15 protein-coding genes are annotated in these 16,978 nt (G+C 62.3%); 7 read left to right on the forward strand and 8 right to left on the reverse strand.

Annotation, left to right across the window (positions count from 1 at the left end; genetic code table 11):
• Window positions 1-13 precede the first annotated feature (13 nt).
• A complete protein-coding gene (locus A6D6_RS03995; RefSeq protein WP_159660003.1) occupies window positions 14-781 on the reverse strand; it encodes a helix-turn-helix transcriptional regulator in 768 nt (255 codons plus the stop codon).
• A gap of 95 nt (window positions 782-876) precedes the next feature.
• The gene (locus A6D6_RS04000) at window positions 877-1,413 is read right to left on the reverse strand and encodes a DUF2058 domain-containing protein (RefSeq protein WP_133491667.1); all 537 of its coding nucleotides are present in this window, start codon (window positions 1,411-1,413) and stop codon (window positions 877-879) included.
• Between the two features lie 155 nt (window positions 1,414-1,568).
• Between A6D6_RS04000 and A6D6_RS04005 the strand changes: the two genes are divergently transcribed.
• Complete coding sequence (locus A6D6_RS04005) at window positions 1,569-2,309, forward strand: TIGR04219 family outer membrane beta-barrel protein (protein ID WP_159660004.1); 741 nt, start codon at window positions 1,569-1,571, stop codon at window positions 2,307-2,309.
• A gap of 163 nt (window positions 2,310-2,472) precedes the next feature.
• On the opposite strand, the gene yihG is transcribed toward A6D6_RS04005, so the two are convergent.
• The 4 genes from yihG to A6D6_RS04025 form a co-directional block, all read right to left on the reverse strand.
• A complete protein-coding gene (gene yihG / locus A6D6_RS04010) occupies window positions 2,473-3,393 on the reverse strand; it encodes a 1-acylglycerol-3-phosphate O-acyltransferase, YihG family (RefSeq protein ID WP_133491665.1) in 921 nt (306 codons plus the stop codon).
• A 70-nt stretch (window positions 3,394-3,463) separates the two neighbouring features.
• On the reverse strand, window positions 3,464-5,701 hold the full coding sequence (parC, locus tag A6D6_RS04015) for a DNA topoisomerase IV subunit A (protein ID WP_159660005.1): 2,238 nt from the start codon (window positions 5,699-5,701) through the stop codon (window positions 3,464-3,466).
• 208 nt (window positions 5,702-5,909) lie between these two features.
• Window positions 5,910-7,796 carry a DNA topoisomerase IV subunit B gene (parE, locus tag A6D6_RS04020; RefSeq protein WP_133491664.1) on the reverse strand — a complete coding sequence of 629 codons (1,887 nt, stop codon included), beginning with the start codon at window positions 7,794-7,796 and terminating at the stop codon, window positions 5,910-5,912.
• 160 nt (window positions 7,797-7,956) lie between these two features.
• Window positions 7,957-8,544 carry a YqiA/YcfP family alpha/beta fold hydrolase gene (locus tag A6D6_RS04025; protein WP_159660006.1) on the reverse strand — a complete coding sequence of 196 codons (588 nt, stop codon included), beginning with the start codon at window positions 8,542-8,544 and terminating at the stop codon, window positions 7,957-7,959.
• 367 nt (window positions 8,545-8,911) lie between these two features.
• On the opposite strand from A6D6_RS04025, the gene A6D6_RS04030 reads away from it, so the two are divergent.
• On the forward strand, window positions 8,912-10,543 hold the full coding sequence (locus tag A6D6_RS04030) for a Na/Pi cotransporter family protein (RefSeq protein ID WP_159660007.1): 1,632 nt from the start codon (window positions 8,912-8,914) through the stop codon (window positions 10,541-10,543).
• Here the strand turns inward: A6D6_RS04030 and A6D6_RS04035 are convergent.
• Window positions 10,540-10,896: a DUF1428 domain-containing protein gene (locus A6D6_RS04035; RefSeq protein WP_133491661.1), complete on the reverse strand. Its 357-nt coding sequence runs from the start codon at window positions 10,894-10,896 to the stop codon at window positions 10,540-10,542. The genes A6D6_RS04030 and A6D6_RS04035 overlap by 4 nt on opposite strands.
• Window positions 10,897-10,985: 89 nt before the next feature.
• On the reverse strand, window positions 10,986-11,549 hold the full coding sequence (locus tag A6D6_RS04040) for a LuxR C-terminal-related transcriptional regulator (RefSeq protein WP_022993955.1): 564 nt from the start codon (window positions 11,547-11,549) through the stop codon (window positions 10,986-10,988).
• Between the two features lie 179 nt (window positions 11,550-11,728).
• Here A6D6_RS04040 and A6D6_RS04045 point away from each other — a divergent pair, with 179 nt between their 5' ends.
• From A6D6_RS04045 to A6D6_RS04065, 5 genes are all read left to right on the forward strand, one after another.
• Window positions 11,729-12,913 (forward strand): acetyl-CoA acetyltransferase, encoded by a 1,185-nt coding sequence (locus A6D6_RS04045; protein WP_133491660.1) that lies wholly within the window; start codon window positions 11,729-11,731, stop codon window positions 12,911-12,913.
• Window positions 12,914-12,919: 6 nt separating this feature from the next.
• Window positions 12,920-14,446 carry a class I adenylate-forming enzyme family protein gene (locus A6D6_RS04050; RefSeq protein ID WP_159660008.1) on the forward strand — a complete coding sequence of 509 codons (1,527 nt, stop codon included), beginning with the start codon at window positions 12,920-12,922 and terminating at the stop codon, window positions 14,444-14,446.
• Window positions 14,430-15,236, forward strand: coding sequence for a 3-hydroxybutyrate dehydrogenase (locus A6D6_RS04055; RefSeq protein ID WP_133491658.1), 807 nt, complete (start codon window positions 14,430-14,432; stop codon window positions 15,234-15,236). Before A6D6_RS04050 ends, A6D6_RS04055 begins: the two co-directional genes overlap by 17 nt.
• 79 nt (window positions 15,237-15,315) lie before the next feature.
• Window positions 15,316-16,413, forward strand: a complete 1,098-nt coding sequence (gene dctP, locus A6D6_RS04060) for a TRAP transporter substrate-binding protein DctP (protein WP_236563969.1) — start codon at window positions 15,316-15,318, stop codon at window positions 16,411-16,413.
• A gap of 46 nt (window positions 16,414-16,459) precedes the next feature.
• Window positions 16,460-16,975 carry a TRAP transporter small permease gene (locus A6D6_RS04065; protein WP_133491657.1) on the forward strand — a complete coding sequence of 172 codons (516 nt, stop codon included), beginning with the start codon at window positions 16,460-16,462 and terminating at the stop codon, window positions 16,973-16,975.
• Window positions 16,976-16,978 lie beyond the last annotated feature (3 nt).

A 16,978-nucleotide genomic window follows, 5' to 3' on the forward strand; every position in this document is an offset into this window, starting at 1 on the left:
TTGAACGCAGCGGCTATTTCATATGCAGGCGCATGCCCCGCGCCAGAAACGACGGCGTCAGCCCAAAAAACGCCTTCAATGTTCGGGTAAGGTGAGCCGAATCGGAGAAGCCCACATCATGGGCCACGCTGACCAGGGTGTCGCCACGGGCAATGCACTCCACCGCCCGGCGCATCCTCGCCCATAACAAATAGCTTTTTATGGAAATACCAAGAGATTCGGAAAACAGATGGGTCAGCCGGTCCTGGGACAACCCGACTTCTTCCCCCAGCTCCGCCACCGTACTGGTCAGCGGCAATTCCTTTTTGATCTTCTGGGCGATGTGCATGACGCGCATGTCGATGGGCATACGAATCGGTTGGTATCCGATGATGGCGCGTGGCAACTGCGTGGTGAGCCGGAAAAACGCCGCGTCCTCGAAAGCCTCACAGGTACAGCGACGCACCCAGTCCGATGGCAAGGCCTCGTCATCCAGGGTCACCGCCTTGACCCCTTCCTCCCCCAGGAAGGCGGAAAGCGCATGATATTCATAACTCTGCGGGTCGAAATTCAGCGACAGCAAGGGCACCGAGCCGGCATCCAGCGACCGGGTCACCTGTTTGCCCACCAAAGCAGCATGATAGGGCTGCGCGGCGCCGTCCGATTCACACAGCGTGAAGGGCTGGTCATTCAATGACAGCAGCAAGGTAACGGTATGACGCTGGGTATAACCGGAAGCAATCCCCTCGGTCAGGTATAAAAAGCGGTCGTCCCAGACATAAAGCACATTGGGAAATCCCATCTCGGCTTCTCGTTGTTATAGTCCATTTTATTAAGCAGTGTAATAAACCGCGTTTCAGGCGGCCTTGCCCTGGCCGCCTCGCCGATGCCCGGGATCTACCACATCAGATCGTCGGGCACCTCGTAGCCGGCATAGGGATCGTCCTCGTCCTGCTTCTTCGTGGACGGGGCATTGCACACCAGGACGACGCCCTCATCCCGTTCCCGGATCTTGTCCACCACCTCGGCGGGCACCAGCTCATAGCCTTCACCCAGCGCCACCAGGGCCAGCCGGCCATTGGCCAGCTGGGCTTGCTGGGCAGCGGTTACATAGGCGGTTTTCACCTTGCGTTCCTGCACGAACCGGAACCCCACTTCGCCCTGCTCGCGGGGCAGACGGTGGGTTTCGATCAGTTGCCGTAACTGTGCCCGTTTTTCCTTTTCCTCGCGCTCGGCCTGGCGCTGAACCTCCAATTGGCGGTCCCGTTCGGCCTGCTCCTGGCGCTGGCGGCGGGCACGCTCCGCGGCGTCTTCATCACCCCCATCGCGCCGGGCACGGTTGGCGTCCTCACGTTTTTGCTGCTTGGCCCGGCGGGCGGCCTTCTTATCCGCCAGCCCGGCTTTCATTAACTGCTGTTGCAGGGAATTGGCCATGGTTCTGTTCCCGGTCTGTCCGAACCCACTAGGATAGCCGTGAAGGGCGCCCGGGGCCATCGGCGCGGCGGCTTTTCCGGGGTTGGTCCGCGGCGAAGGCGATGCAATACTGCGCCTCAAACGCAGCCCTCACATGCAACAAGGATACCCTGATTATGAAACGATTGATGCTTGGCGCCCTGGTACTGGGCGCGACGCCCCTGGCTCAGGCCGCCCCGCTGGTGGACGCTTATTTCGGCGCCTACACCTGGGACGCGGAAATCAGCGGTGACATCGCCTCCGGCGGCGGCAACATTGATGTGGAACACGATCTGGGGCTGGATGACAGCCGCGAGAACGTGCTGTTCGTGGGCGTGGAGCACGCCATTCCCCTGATCCCCAATGCGCGCATCCGGCATATGGAATTCTCCGAGGGCGGCAGCCATACCCTGGGCCGTGGCATCTCCTTCAACGGCCAGGACTTTCTGGCTGGCGAGGAGGTCAGCGGCGACCTGGATCTGGAGCTGCTCGACGGCACCCTTTACTGGAGCCCGCTGAATAACGTGGTGAAGCTGGATCTCGGGGTGACGGTACGCCGCATGGAAGCCGACTTTAAAGTGAGCGGCCTTGGCCGCAGCGCTTCGGAAAGCGCCAACAAGACCTTCCCCATGGGCTACCTGGCGGCCCGCGTCAATCTGCCACTCACTGGTTTGTATGTGGGCGGGGAGGTCAACGCGATTACCTACGATGGCAGTGACATGCGCGACTATACCGCCCGGGTGGGCTGGCAGTCCGACTTCCTGCTTGGTGTGGAAGCCGGCTACAGCCGATTGGAAGTGGAACTGGATGACATCAGCGGCGTGGATACCGACCTGGAGATCGGCGGGCCTTATCTGGCGGCGACACTGCGTTTTTAGGGTCAGTGCTGTCCCACGGTTGGGGAGACACGCTTACACGCAACACGCCGTATTTGCTGGCAAGCCAGCTTCCCACAGTGGCTAAAGAGTCGCAGTGGGAAGCTGCTTTAGCAGCGAATGGTGAGACGGCACCGGTCCACGGAGCGCAGTAACGCCGCTTTTCTCAGGACAGCTCCCGGGTTTCGGCGCCAACGCTGCGATTCTGCTCCGCCAGTGCATCGATCAGCGCGTCTTTCTCCCGCCACAAGTCGTTGACCCAGCGCTGGATCACGGTCCGGAATTTGGGGTCGTTCTCGTAGTCCCCCCGCCACAGGGCCGGATCCAGCTCACGCATGCGCAGGTCCACGATCACCCGCTCAACCTGGCCGCTGATCAAGGCCCAGAATCCCGGCGGCGTGTCGTCCGGGTAAACGATGGTGACGTCCAGCAAGGCGTCCAGGCTGTCTCCCAACGCCGCCAGTACAAAGGCAACACCGCCGGCCTTGGGCTTGAGCAGATGCTTGAACGGGGAATTCTGCCGGGCCTGCTTCTCCGGCGTGCGGCGGGTACCTTCCAGGTAGTTGACCACGGTCACCGGCATGTCCTTGAACTTTTCGCAGGCAGCCTTGGTGATCTCCAGATCCTTGCCGAGCAATTCCGGGTGCTTTTTCAGATAGCTCTTGGTGTAGCGTTTCATGAAGGGGTAATCCAGCGCCCAGAACGCCAGACCGAGGAACGGCACCCAGATCAGCTCTTTCTTGAGGAAGAACTTGAAGTACGGCACCCGGCCGTTGAGCACCTGAACCAACGCCGGAATATCCACCCAGGATTGATGATTGCTGACCACCAGATAGGAGGTGTCCCGGCGCAGCCCCTCGGCGCCGCGCACCTCCCAGCGGGTCGGCGTCATTACGTTGAAGATCCCCTTGCAGATGGCCGCCCAGGTCTCCGCGACCCACATGACACCGCGGGAACAGCGGTTACGCAGGGCCTTGCCCGGCAGAATCAGCTTGAGCAGGGCGATCACCATCATCGGCCCGATCAGAATCAGCGTGTTCAGCAGCAACAACAGTGCGGTGGTAACACCGGTCAACATGGCACGCATGACGCGGCAACTCCTTTTCACTTAACGCCCGGATCATAACCAAAAGCGGCGATCCGGGCGCCCCCCTGGCTCAGTCGCGGGACTCCACATCCATGGCGTCCACATTCTGGAAACCGCGTGGCAGCTTGGCGCCACGCCGTCCCCGCTCTCCCATGTAGTGCTCCAGATCCGAGGGTTTGAGTTTCAGATGACGCTTGCCGGCACGCACCACCAGCGCATCCTCGGGGCCAAGCACCTGGATGTCCTGCACGAACTCCACCCGGTCCGCCACCCGCGCGGACGGAATGGAGACCATCTTGTTGCCCTTGCCACGCGCCATCTCCGGCAGATCCGCCGCCGGGAACACCAACAGCCGGCCTTCGTTGGACACCACCGCGATCAGCGCCTGCTCGACTGCCGGCATCGGCTTCGGCGTCATCACCCTGGCCCCTTTGGGCACGGTCAGCACCGTCTTGCCGGCTTTCTTGTTGGCCAGCAGATCCCCGTAACGCACCACGAAACCGTAACCGGCGTCGGTACTCATCAGGAACGCGTCTTTCTCCTTACCCATGACCGCCGCCACGAACTGGGCACCGGAAGGCGGATTAACCCGCCCGGACAGCGGCTCACCCTGGCTGCGGGCGCTGGGCAGGGTGTGGGCCGGCAGTGAGTAGCTGCGGCCGGTGGAGTCGAGGAAACACACCGGCTGGTTGGACTTGCCCTTGGCGGCGGCCAGGAAGCCGTCACCGGATTTATAGCTGAGCCCCTCCGCGTCCACATCGTGGCCCTTGGCGGCACGCACCCAGCCTTTCTCGGACAACACCACGGTGACCGGGTCCGAGCCCAGCAGATCCGCTTCGTCCATGGCCCGGGCTTCGCCACGCTCCACCAGCGGGGAGCGGCGGTCGTCACCATAGGTGGCGATGTCTTCTTCCAGCTCCTTGGCCACCAGCTTCTTCATCTTGGCCATGGAACCGAGGGTCGCTTCCAGGTTATCGCGCTCCTGGGACAGGTCGTCTCGCTCGCCCTTGATCTTGAATTCTTCCAGCTTCGCCAAATGACGCAGCTTCAACTCCAGGATCGCTTCCGCCTGTTTGTCGGAAAGCCCGAAGCGCTCCATCAATACTGGCTTGGGCGCGTCCTCGCGACGAATGATCTCGATCACTTCATCAATATTAAGGAAGGCGATCAACAAACCTTCCAGGATGTGCAGGCGATCGAGTACCTTGTCGAGTCGATGCTGCAGACGGCGGCGCACGGTGACCATGCGGAATTGCAGCCACTCGTTGAGAATCACGTCCAGGCTCTTCACCTGCGGCCGCCCGTCGATGCCGATCATGTTCAGATTGACCCGGTAATTCTTCTCCAGATCGGTGGTGGCGAACAGGTGCGCCATCAGCTGTTCCACGTCCACCCGGTTGGAGCGCGGCGTGATCACCAGGCGGGTGGGGTTTTCATGGTCGGACTCATCGCGCAAATCACTGACCATGGGCAGTTTTTTCTTCTGCATCTGATCAGCGATCTGTTCCAGCACCTTGGCGCCGGAGACCTGATAAGGCAGCGCGGTGACCACGATATCCCCCTCTTCCCGGTCGTAAACCGCGCGCTGCTTGAGCGTTCCCCGGCCTTCCGAGTACATGCGGATGATGTCGTTGCGGGAGGTGATGATTTCCCCTTCGGTGGGGAAGTCCGGCCCTTGGATGTATTCCATCAGATCATCCAGCGAGGCGCCGGGGTCCTTGAGCAGGTGGATACAGGCCTGGGCCACTTCACGCAGGTTATGCGGCGGGATATCCGTGCTCATGCCCACGGCGATGCCGGTGGTGCCGTTCAGCAAGACATTGGGCAGACGCGCCGGCAGCAGTTTTGGTTCGTCCATGGTGCCGTCGAAATTGGGCACCCATTCCACCGTGCCCTGGCCCAGTTCCGCCAGCAGCGTCTCGGCATAGGGTGCCAGCTTCGACTCGGTGTAACGCATGGCGGCGAACGATTTGGGGTCATCCGGACTGCCCCAGTTGCCCTGCCCGTCCACCAGGGGATAGCGGTAACTGAACGGCTGCGCCATCAACACCATGGCTTCGTAACAGGCGCTGTCGCCATGGGGGTGGTACTTACCCAGCACGTCGCCCACGGTACGGGCGGACTTTTTGTACTTGGCGGTGTTCTTCAGTCCCAGCTCGCTCATCGCATAGACAATGCGGCGCTGCACCGGTTTCAGACCATCGCCGATGTGCGGCAAGGCCCGGTCCAGAATCACGTACATGGAATAATCCAGGTACGCTTTTTCGGTGTAGTCCCGGAGGGAGAAACTCTCGAAATCGTCGGCCATAATGATTCGCTTCACTCGTGGGCTTGCACGCTAACACGCAACACGCAACACGCTTGGGCATATCGCGATCTGTAACCATTGCTGCCAGGCACCAACCTCTATCTACAATTCTTAAAAATCCAGAAAACGCCAGGCCAACCCGCCTTCCCCAACATGCAAAAAATATCTTTTCGCGTGCAAGCGTGAAGCGTGTTGCGTGTAGGCGTCTTTATACTTCCGCCAGGTTGCCCTTTTCTTCCAGCCAGCTCTTGCGGTCGGACGCGCGCTTCTTGCTGAGCAGCATGTCCATGAGCTGATGGGTGTCGTCGTCGCTGGTCATGGTCAATCGCACCAGGCGGCGGGTATCCCGGGCCATGGTGGTTTCCCGCAGTTGCATTGGATTCATCTCACCGAGGCCCTTGAAGCGGGTCACGCTGACCTTGCCGCGCTTTTTCTCGGCCTTGATGCGATCCAGCACGCCTTCCCGCTCTTCTTTGTCCAGGGCGTAATAGACGTCCTTGCCGATGTCGATGCGGTACAGCGGCGGCATCGCCACGAACACGTGCCCTTCGCGCACCAGCGCCGGGAAATGACGCAGGAACAGCGCGCACAGCAAGGTGGCGATGTGCAGGCCGTCGGAATCGGCATCGGCGAGGATGCAGATCTTGCCGTAACGCAGACCGGACAGGTCGTCGGCGCCCGGCTCGATGCCCAGGGCCACGGCGATATCGTGAATCTCCTGGCTGCCCAGCACTTCCGCCGGATCCACTTCCCAGGTGTTCAGGATCTTGCCGCGCAACGGCATGATCGCCTGGTAAACCCGGTCGCGGGCCTGCTTGGCGGAACCGCCAGCGGAATCCCCTTCCACCAGGAAAATCTCGGTTTGCGCCGGGTCATCGCTGGTGCAATCGGCCAGTTTGCCAGGCAGCGCCGGCCCGCTGGTGACTTTCTTGCGGGTGACTTTTTTGGCCGCGCGCAGACGCTTCTGGGCGTTGCTGATGCACAACTCCGCCAACTGCTCCGCCTCGGAGGTGTGCTGGTTGAGCCACAGCGAGAACGCATCCTTGACCACCCCGGAGACGAAACTGGCGGTTTGCCGGGAGCTGAGCCGCTCCTTGGTCTGGCCGGCGAACTGCGGGTCCTGCATTTTGACGCTGAGGACGTAGCAGGCCCGGTCCCAGATGTCCTCCGGGGTCAGTTTCACGCCACGGGGCAATAAATTGCGGAATTCACAGAATTCGCGCAGCGCGTCCAGCAAACCGGAACGCAACCCGTTCACGTGAGTACCGCCCTGGGGCGTGGGGATCAGATTCACGTAGGACTCGGTGATCAGCTCGCCGCCTTCCGGCAGCCACAGCACCGCCCAGTCCACTGCTTCAGTGTCGCCTTTCATGGCGCCATCGAAGGGCTCCGCCGGTACCCGTTCCCAACCCCGGGTCCCTTCCAGCAGATACTCCACCAAGCCGTCACTGAACCGCCAGTTCTCGGTCTCGCCGGTGGCTTGGTTTTCCAGGGTCACCGCCAGCCCCGGGCACAGCACCGCCTTGGCGCGCAATAAGTGACGCAGGCGGGCCACGGAGACCTTGGGAGAATCGAAGTAGCTCTCGTCCGGCCAGAACCGCAGCAGCGTCCCGGTATTGCGCTTACCGACGGTATCGACCACTTCCAGGTCGCTGGTCTTCTCGCCGCCGGCGAAGCTGATGTGGTGCAGCTGGCCATCCCGTTTGACCAGGACCTCCAACTTGCGGGACAACGCGTTCACCACCGAAACCCCAACGCCGTGCAAACCGCCGGAAAACTGGTAGTTGTTGTTGGAGAACTTGCCACCGGCGTGCAGCGTGGAAAGGATCACTTCAACGCCGGGCTTCTTCTGCACCGGATGCAGATCCACCGGCATGCCGCGGCCGTCGTCCTCCACTTCCACTCCGCCGTCCTTGAGCAAGGTGACGCGGATACTGCGCGCGTGCCCGGCCAGGGCTTCGTCGACGGAGTTGTCCACCACTTCCTGGATCAGGTGATTGGGACGGGTGGTGTCGGTGTACATGCCGGGGCGCTTGCGCACCGGCTCCAGGCCCGAAAGGACCTCGATATTCTCTGAGGTATAGGTGTTGGTCATAGATTTCCTAAACAAACGCCTGAGGCCAAACGCCAGACGCCGGACGCTTTTACATGCCTTGGCCGAAGCCATTGCGGGGTAACCTGCACGTTACGGCCAAGACGCATGCTTTGGTGGTCCCGGGGTTTGGTGTTCGGCATCCAGCGTTCGGCGTCGAGCGTCAGGCGTGCTTTAACTCTATTCCACAAAAGCGCAACACTAACGGAATAAAGGCATCGAAGTCATCGAACCCGTGGCTGCCGCCCAGCCCGCAGTAGCGGTGGCAGTCGGCATAGTATTCCCAGCCGTCGGTCCAATCCAGGGACTCATCCCCGGTTTGCGTCAGCAGCAGCATGCGCTCGGGCTTGCTGACCTCCGGCACCTCGTAGCGCTTGAGTTCATCGAGCCAGGCCGGATCGAAATCATAGGCCTGGTTGGTGTGGTAGTTATGATTGATACCTGTGTATTTGTCCAGTAGTGCCCAGGGCCGAACCGCCGGATTCACCAGTACCGCGGGCAAATCGTGGTGCTCCGCCAGCCAGGTGGCGTAGAAACCGCCGAGGGATGACCCCAGCAGGGCCACCGGACCGGCACCGGCGATTTCCGTTTCCAGCGCGGCCATGGCCCGCTTGGGCTGCGGCTCCAGGGTCGGAATATGCAGGCGATGCCCGGCGCCGGCGGCCTCGAACACCTGACGTAACAGCCCCGCTTTATGAGATTGAGGCGAGCTGTTGAAGCCGTGAATGTAGATCAATGACGTTTCGTTCATGGCCTTCCGCCGTTCATGATGTTTTACGGTTGCCCCCACCCGCTGGGCCAAACCAGGGCTCAAGGCTCCCGAGTTTGCCGGTCAGCGTCAAGCACCCCAGCTGTGCCACGGTTGTGGAACCGCCCGCTGGCACGCCTGCACGCCGATTCGCTGGCAAGCCAGCTTCCCACAGCAGTTCCTTAGTTCCCTTTATGGGAAGCTGGCTTGCCAGCGAATACAACGCGAATTCATATCTACAAGGCTGCGCAAACACGTCCAGCGTGTTGCGGTGAACGAATTATGGGATGCCAGCAGGTCAAGCGCCGCGATGGCAACCGTGCTATAACGAAAACAACCATCCTGACCGTTCATTATCGGGAGGGTCGCCATGCAGGTGCTGCTGCATCTGATGTCCGCCGTGGCGTTGCTGGTGTGGGGCACGCATATCGTGCGCACCGGCGTTCTGCGGGTTTACGGAGCCCGTCTGCGCCATTGGCTGAGTCACTATCTGGATCGCCGGCTGCTGGCCTTTGCCGCCGGTACCGGGGTTACTGCGCTGGTGCAAAGCAGCAACGCCACCGCGCTGCTGGTCAGCGGCTTCGTCGCCGACGGCCTGATGCCTCTCGCCACCGGTCTGGCGATCCTGCTTGGCGCCGATCTGGGCACCGCCCTGATGGCCCGCGTGCTTACCCTGGATCTGTCCTGGCTTTCCCCGCTGCTACTGATCATCGGCGTTCCGCTGTTCCTGTCCCGCAAGCAAAGCAAGGCCGGGCAACTGGCACGGGTGGCGCTGGGACTGGGCCTGATGCTGCTGGCCCTGACGCTGATCATCGAGGCCATGGCGCCGGTTACCGAAGCCCGCGGCGTGCGCGTTCTGTTCGAGTCCCTCACCGGTGATCTGCTGCTGGACGCGGTGGTCGGCGCATTGTTCGCCATGTTGACCTACTCCAGTCTGGCGGCGGTCCTGCTCACCGCCACCCTGAGCGCGGCCGGTGTCTTGTCGCTGCCGGTGGCGCTGTGTCTGGTGATGGGCGCCACCGTGGGCAGCGGCGTGCTGGCTTTCCTTAACAGCGGCTTTTACCACACCGCCGGCCGCCGCGTGGCACTCGGCAGCCTGCTGTTCAAGCTGACCGGGCTGATCCTGATGCTGCCCTTCGTGGATCCCACCGCGCGCTGGCTGGCCACCCTGTCCTTCGCGCCCCAGGATCTGGTGATCGGCTTCTATCTGGCCTACAACGGCAGCCGCTGCCTGATCATGCTTTCCTTGACCCAGCCAATGGCCCGGCTGTGCCGGCTATTGCTGCCGGACCCGGCCACGCCCGAGCCGCGCCAGGGGCCTCGCCATCTGGACCCTCAAGCCCTTGATCAGCCTGCTCTGGCACTGGCCAACGCCAGCCGCGAGGTGCTGGCCATGGGGGACCTGGTGGAAACCATGCTGGAAGCCCTGGGTAACAGCCTGCGCCACGAGACCACCAAAATCGAGGCTCCGCCCGCTCAACTGGACGACCAGTTGGATACGCTGCACACCGCGATCAAACTCTATCTGGCGAAGCTGCCCAGGGAACAACTGACCCGGTCCGAACTGCGCCGTTGGGGGCTGGTGCTGGAGATGAGCATCAGCCTGGAACAGGGAGGCGATCTGATCGAACGGATGATGGTCAAGGTGCGTGACCGCAAGACCGCGCGCCGCCGTTCATTTTCCAGCGCCGGGTTGCGGGAGCTGCTGGAATTGCATCAGCGCCTGACAACCAATCTGCGTCTTGGCCTGTCGGTCTTTCTCAACGATGACGATGACAGCATTGGCCGCCTGCTGGAGGAAAAACGCCGGTTTCAGACGCGCCAGCGGCAACTGGCCCACGCCCACCTGGAACGGCTGCGCCATCAGGTGGTGCAGAGCCTGGAAACCAGCTCCCTGCACCTGGATCTGCTGGGCGACATGAAACGGCTGAACTCCCTGTTCTGTGCCGCCACGCTGAAACCGGTGGAGCGGGAGCGACCGGCCGGCGAGTCCCGCTTTTAGAGACTCAATACCGGCCGGAACCCACCCCATATCATCCGTTTGCCGTCGAAGGGCATGGTGGTCGGATCGATACCGGCGATGCGCGGATCCTTCATCACCTGCTCGTTGATACGATCCCGTTCCTCCCGCGAGGCGTAGGTGATCCAGGAGAACACCACCACCTCCCCGGGCTCCAGTTTGACGCTCATGGGAAAGGAGGTGACTTCACCGTCCGGTACGTCATCGGCCACGCATTCCACGTAATCGATGGCACCGTATTCCTTCCACACTTCCCCGGCTTTGCGGGACATCTCCAGGTAAGCCTCCAGATTTTCTTGCGGCAAAGGCAGTATGAAACCGTCCACGTAATGCATCGCTGTCTCCTTGATCAAGCGCCTGTTTAAGGTCTCTAGGGGTTTTCCTGACCTGGTCGAACCAGCCGTTTCAGGATCGACACCCACGGTCACCTCAAAACGATGATTTTCGACACCAGTTCGGCGGTGTTCTTCGCTTCCAGTTTCTTCATCAGACGGCCACGGTGGACTTCCACCGTGCGATGGGAAATCCCCAGCTTGCGGCCGATCTCCTTGCAGGTGAGGCCGTTGACGATATAAGCGGAAATCTGCCGTTCCCTGGGCGTGAGCTTCACCGTCGCCTGGATCGGATTATCGATGCGTTCGAAGTGCCACACCATCAGTTCGAAAGGCGACTCGGGGGTCAAGGTGTAGCCGTTGGCGCGGGCCCAGAAAACTTCGCCGGAACGGTGCTGCATGAAACGTTCATCGGAATAGGAACGGTTGCGCTGCAACCAGCTCAGACAGCGGTCGCCGATGGCCTGGAAATCCGCCATGGAGGGGTACAAACGCAGAATCAGCTGGCCCAGCAATTGCTCCCTGGAGTAGCCGAACAGCGCGTTGAACGCTTCGTTGAAATCCAGCATGGCCCGCTGCCGGGTGATCACCTGGGGCGCCGGCGAAACACGAAAGGCCAGACGTTCCAGATCCTCGGTGGTGACGGAATCGTGCATCGCGACACCTCTCGCAGTCAGCCCCCACAGGCATTGGGGCCGTGAACAGGCTCTTAGTCACGTACGTAGTTGCACGAATAGCGGTACGGGACGGGAATGGACCACATTGTAAATAGAACCGGCGGTCTGGCAAGTGCCTGTACCGCGAACCCCGCGAACAACAACAACGCAGGTGCCTCATGACTCAGCAGGACCACTCCGTCGCCATTGTCGCCAGCGGCCACACCCGCTTCGGCCGACTCAACGACACCACCCTGGAAGACCTGATCGTCGAAGCCAGCCGCGAGGCGCTCGACGACGCCGGTGTGGACGCCAGCGACATCGATCAGATTTTCCTCGGCCATTTCAACTCCGGCATGGTCCCGGACGGCTTCCCCTCCTCGCTGGTATTGCAGGCGGATCCCGGTCTGCGCTTCACCCCGGCCAACCGCTGCGAAAACGCCTGTGCCTCTGGTGCCGCGGCGGTGTTCGCCGGCATCAACGCGATCCGTTCCGGCGCCGCCGAGATGGTGCTGGTGGTGGGCGCGGAGAAAATGACCGCCAACAGCACCGCCGATGTTACCCGCGCCCTGGGCGGCGCCGGCTATCAGAACGATCCGCGCGAGGCCGGGCTCAGCTTTCCGCAGGTGTTCGGCATCGCCGCCCGCGCCTATCAGGAGCGTTACGGCGATCCGCTGGCGGCGATGGCCCGCATCGCCGAAAAGAACCACGGCAACGCCATGGAAAACCCGCTGGCGCAGATGCACCGTCCGCTCAGCTTCGACGAATGCAATACTGTCTCGGAGCAAAATCCGCTGATCGCCGACCCGCTGCGGCTCACCGACTGCTCGCTGATCACCGACGGCGCCGCCGCCATCGTGCTTGCCTCGCCGGAGCGGGCCCGGGACTTCCCCCGCCAGGTGGCGATCCGTTCAGCAGTGCAAGTGAACGATCTGCTGCCGATGAACAGCCGTGATTTTCTCGCCTTCGAGGGCCCGCGCCGGGCCTTGTCCCAGGCCTACCAACAAGCCGGGGTGACCCTGGAGGATCTGCATTTCGCCGAGGTCCATGACTGTTTCACCATCGCCGAGCTGCTGATTTACGAAGCCATGGGGCTGGCCCCCGCCGGGCAGGGTGCCCGAGCGCTGGAAGACGGCACCGTGTTCGCCGACGGCCGCCTGCCGGTCAATCTGTCCGGGGGGCTCAAGGCCAAAGGACATCCGGTGGGCGCCACTGGCGTCTCCATGCACGCCCTGGCGTTCCGGCAACTCACCGGCCAGGCCGTCGGGCGGGCCCGCGCCAATGCCGAGATGGGGCTGATTTTCAACATGGGCGGTGCCGCCGTGGCCAACTACGCCTCGGTGCTGCAGGCGAAGAGGACCTGATCACCGATGAATATCGCAAACTGGCTGCACGATCAGGCCCGCTGCCATCCGCAACGTCCGGCGCTGTTCCACGGCGCCGAACAGGTGGCGGACTACCGCGCCTTCGCCGACCACGCCGCCACCATCGGCGGCCTGCTGCGGGAGCGCCACGGCGTGGTCCCCGGCGACCGGGTGGCGCTGTTCATGAAAAACGGCGTGGACTACCTGCCGCTGATGTACGGCATCTGGTGGACCGGCGCCGTGGTGGTGCCGGTGAACGCCAAACTGCACGCCGCGGAAGCGGCCTGGATCGCCGGCAACGCGGAAAGCAAGCTGGTCATTACCGATGACGGCCGCACTTTTCAGAACCCGTCGCTGGAGAGCGGTGTCGAGCTGGCCGCCGGTGATCTGGTTGCCAGCGGCACACCAACCGCGCGCACGCAGCCCCCGCATCCCCGCCGCGCCGAAGACCTGGCCTGGCTGTTCTACACCTCCGGCACCACCGGCCGCTCCAAAGGCGTCATGCTCTCCCACGGCAATCTGGTCGCCATGGCGTTGTGCTACCCAGTGGATGTGGAGCCGGTAACCGGGGACGACGCCCTGCTCTACGCCGCGCCCATGTCCCACGGCGCCGGCCTGTATAACTTTATCTTTGTTCGCGCCGGCGCCCGCCACGTTCTGCCAGTGTCGCGGGGATTCGACGCCGCCGAGGTGCTCGATCTGGCCCGGCGGCTCGACCGGGTGTCGCTGTTCGCGGCGCCGACCATGGTCAAACGGATGGTGGCGGAAGCGCGCCGCCAGGGCGAGCACGGAGAAGGCTTGAAAAGCGTGGTCTACGGCGGCGCGCCGATGTACACCGCGGACATTCGCGAGGCCCTTTCCGTACTTGGACCGCGCTTCATCCAGATCTACGGCCAGGGCGAAAGCCCGATGACCATCACCGCCCTGGACCGGCGACGCATCGCCGACCATGAAGCCCCCGACTGGGAACGCCACCTGGCCTCCGTGGGGCGCGCGCAATCCTGCGTCGACGTACGGGTGGTCGATGCTCAAATGCGCCCCCTCCCCCCGGGAGAAAGCGGTGAAGTGGTGGTACGCGGCCTGACCGTCATGGCGGGTTACTGGCGTAACGACGATGCCAGCCGCGACACCCTGGTGGACGGCTGGCTGCGCACCGGGGATATCGGCTTCCTCGATGAGCAGGGATTTCTGACCCTCACCGATCGCAGCAAGGACGTCATCATCTCCGGCGGCACCAACATCTACCCGCGCGAGGTGGAAGAGGTGCTGGCGCAGCACCCGGCCATCACCGAGGTGTCGGTGATCGGTGAACGGGACCCGGAATGGGGCGAAATCGTGGTGGCCTTCGTGGTCGCTGACGACAACATCAAGGCAGAGGAGCTGAACCTGTGGTTCAGCGAGCGCATGGCCTCGTTCAAGAAGCCGAAGAAATACTATTTCCGCGACGATCTTCCGAAAAACAGCTACGGAAAAATTTTGAAGACCGAGCTGAGAAAACAATTAGAGGTATTGAGCGATGGAACGGTTTCTTGACGGCAAAACCGCACTGGTCACCGGTTCCGTCCAGGGTATCGGCCTTGCCATTGCCAAGGCGCTTGGACGGGCCGGCGCCCGCATCGCCGTCCATGGACTAGCTGATCCCGCTCAAGCGGCGACGGCCTGCGCGGAGGTTCAAGCCACCGGGGCGCCGGAGGCCCGTTTTTTTGCAGCGGACATGCGCGAGCCCCAAGCGATCGAGGCAATGATGGATGCCGTTTCCGAATGGGGCGGCGCTGACATTCTGGTCAACAATGCCGGCGTCCAGCATACCGTCCCGCTGGCGGAGGCGACGGCGGCGATCTGGGACACGGTTCTCGCCATCAATCTCTCGGGAGCCTTCCATACCATGCGATTGGCGTTGCCGACCATGGCCAGCCGCGGCTACGGACGCGTCATCAACATCGCCTCGGTCCACGGGCTGGTGGCTTCGGTACACAAGTCCCCCTACGTCGCCTCCAAGTTCGGACTGGTCGGGCTGAGTAAAGTCGCCGCTCTGGAATACGCCGACAAAGGCGACAAAGCCTCCGGCGGAATCACTGTCAACTGCCTCTGCCCGGGGTGGACGGAAACCGCCATCCTTGACCCACAGATCGACGCCAGCGCCGCCGAACAGGGTGGCGACAGGGCGGCCGGCATCAGGAAGATGCTGGCTGAGAAACAGCCTTCCGGGCGCATGTCCGCCCCCGAGGAAATCGCTGAACTCGCACTGTGGTTGAGTGCCCCGGTGGCTCACAACCTCACGGGCACGGCGATTCCGGTGGACGGCGGCTGGACGGCGCAATGAACATCGACGCGCTTTTGCGCGTCGCGAAAACCATGACACCTGCCCATAAGACAACACTGATAACAACAGGAGACACGTGATGACAATAAAAAGAAGGGATTTCCTCAAAGGCAGCGCCGCCCTGGCCGGCGCCGGCATGCTGAGCGGTTTGTCGGTACCGGTGTGGTCCGCGTCCGCCACCCGCATCAAGTTCGACACCTACATTTCTGAAACCGCCGGCCCCTCGCGCCTGGACGGCTGGTTCCTCGACGAACTGGAAAAACGGGCCGGCGACGCGGTAAAAATTCGCCGTTTCTGGGCCCAATCGCTGAACAAGGTTGGCGAGCATCTGGCGGCGGTCCGCGACGCCACGTCCGAAATGTCGCTGATTTCCCCCGGCTACTACCAGGCGGAACTGCCGGTGACCCGGGGACTGGACTGGTACTTCCGCATGCAGCGCGCCGATGCTCTACAGCTGGTGTGCCGCGACCTGTACCAGCAGTTCGAGCCGCTGCGTCAGGAATGGGAGCAACGGCACCGGTCCAAGGTGATGTACTGGACCAACTGGTATTACGCCCCCCTGGTGACCCGGGAACCAATCCGTTCCCTGGAGGACATCAAGGGCAAACGGATTCGCGGCTACGGTGTGGCCACGGAAGTGATCGAACGCCTGGGCGGCACCGCCGTGCCGATGGCGGCGCCGGAAGTTTACACCGCGCTGGAACGGGGTGTTCTGGACGGCGTCTACGGTTTCGATTTCATGACCTCCATTGCTTACAAGCTGCATGAGATCGCGCCTTATTTCACCGACCTTGGCGACGGCCCCCACGCGCCCGCCGCCACCATCATGAGCATGAGCACCTGGAACGAGCTGCCGGAGAAGGTGCAGGGTATCTGCAACGAGCTGGTGGAAGAGATTTATGCTGGCAAGTACACCGAAATCTACGGTGCCACTTCCCGGGAGTATATGAAAACCGCGCTCAAGGAAGGTGCCCAATTTTCCTCGCTCAGCGATGCCGAGAAAGCCGAAGCCAAGGGGTTGATCCAACCGGCCCAGGTGGAGGGCTGGATCGAACGGGTAGCCAAACCAGCCAACATCGACGGCGCCAAGATGCAGGCGCTGGTGGATACCGCGATCGCCAAACACGACGCCAATGGCACCCTGAAGCGGCCGATTGAACTGGCGGCGGAGCTGTAGCTCCGCCCCAACCGGCGCATCGGATGACAACAATAATGAGGTAATCATGACCTTCCTTGAACGGCCATTCCGGGCCCTGGCCAATGTGTTTGGCGGTGTGGCACTGGTTTCACTCGCCTTTCTGATGGTGGCCATCACTCTGGATGCCACCGTGCGCTCCCTGATCGACCGGCCGATCACCGGCATCTTCGAGCTTTCGGAGATCGCCCTGGTGCTGATCGTATTCCTCGGTCTGGGCTGGACCCAGATGGAACACGCTCATATCCGCGTGGACGCCCTGGTGAAACTGGCGCCACCGCCAGTGGCCCGGGCCATGAATGCCTTTTCCTGGGCCGCCGCCGCACTGGCACTGGCCCTGCTTACCTGGCCCTCGACCCTGGACGCCCTTCATTCGTTCCAGATCAAGGAGTTCCGCTGGGGCTATATCGAGTTCCCGATCTGGTGGGCGAAGATCGCCCTGGCCGTGGGCCTCTGGTTCGCCACCGCGCAAATGCTGCTGTATTCCGTTCTCGCCCTGCTAGGCCGGGACCACCCTGCTGCATCAGACCAGCCCACCGACTGACAG

This window comes from Alcanivorax xiamenensis, from assembly GCF_009846745.1.
Lineage (GTDB): Bacteria > Pseudomonadota > Gammaproteobacteria > Pseudomonadales > Alcanivoracaceae > Alloalcanivorax > Alloalcanivorax xiamenensis.

Excerpts from the sequence above, each read along its gene's own strand:
- A6D6_RS03995 (WP_159660003.1), bottom strand. The coding sequence starts at position 781 with ATGGGATTTCCCAATGTGCTTTATGTCTGGGACGACCGCTTTTTATAC.
- A6D6_RS04000 (WP_133491667.1), bottom strand. The coding sequence starts at position 1,413 with ATGGCCAATTCCCTGCAACAGCAGTTAATGAAAGCCGGGCTGGCGGAT.
- A6D6_RS04005 (WP_159660004.1), top strand. The coding sequence starts at position 1,569 with ATGAAACGATTGATGCTTGGCGCCCTGGTACTGGGCGCGACGCCCCTG.
- yihG (WP_133491665.1), bottom strand. The coding sequence starts at position 3,393 with ATGCGTGCCATGTTGACCGGTGTTACCACCGCACTGTTGTTGCTGCTG.
- parC (WP_159660005.1), bottom strand. The coding sequence starts at position 5,701 with ATGGCCGACGATTTCGAGAGTTTCTCCCTCCGGGACTACACCGAAAAA.
- parE (WP_133491664.1), bottom strand. The coding sequence starts at position 7,796 with ATGACCAACACCTATACCTCAGAGAATATCGAGGTCCTTTCGGGCCTG.
- A6D6_RS04025 (WP_159660006.1), bottom strand. The coding sequence starts at position 8,544 with ATGAACGAAACGTCATTGATCTACATTCACGGCTTCAACAGCTCGCCT.
- A6D6_RS04030 (WP_159660007.1), top strand. The coding sequence starts at position 8,912 with ATGCAGGTGCTGCTGCATCTGATGTCCGCCGTGGCGTTGCTGGTGTGG.
- A6D6_RS04035 (WP_133491661.1), bottom strand. The coding sequence starts at position 10,896 with ATGCATTACGTGGACGGTTTCATACTGCCTTTGCCGCAAGAAAATCTG.
- A6D6_RS04040 (WP_022993955.1), bottom strand. The coding sequence starts at position 11,549 with ATGCACGATTCCGTCACCACCGAGGATCTGGAACGTCTGGCCTTTCGT.
- A6D6_RS04045 (WP_133491660.1), top strand. The coding sequence starts at position 11,729 with ATGACTCAGCAGGACCACTCCGTCGCCATTGTCGCCAGCGGCCACACC.
- A6D6_RS04050 (WP_159660008.1), top strand. The coding sequence starts at position 12,920 with ATGAATATCGCAAACTGGCTGCACGATCAGGCCCGCTGCCATCCGCAA.
- A6D6_RS04055 (WP_133491658.1), top strand. The coding sequence starts at position 14,430 with ATGGAACGGTTTCTTGACGGCAAAACCGCACTGGTCACCGGTTCCGTC.
- dctP (WP_236563969.1), top strand. The coding sequence starts at position 15,316 with ATGACAATAAAAAGAAGGGATTTCCTCAAAGGCAGCGCCGCCCTGGCC.
- A6D6_RS04065 (WP_133491657.1), top strand. The coding sequence starts at position 16,460 with ATGACCTTCCTTGAACGGCCATTCCGGGCCCTGGCCAATGTGTTTGGC.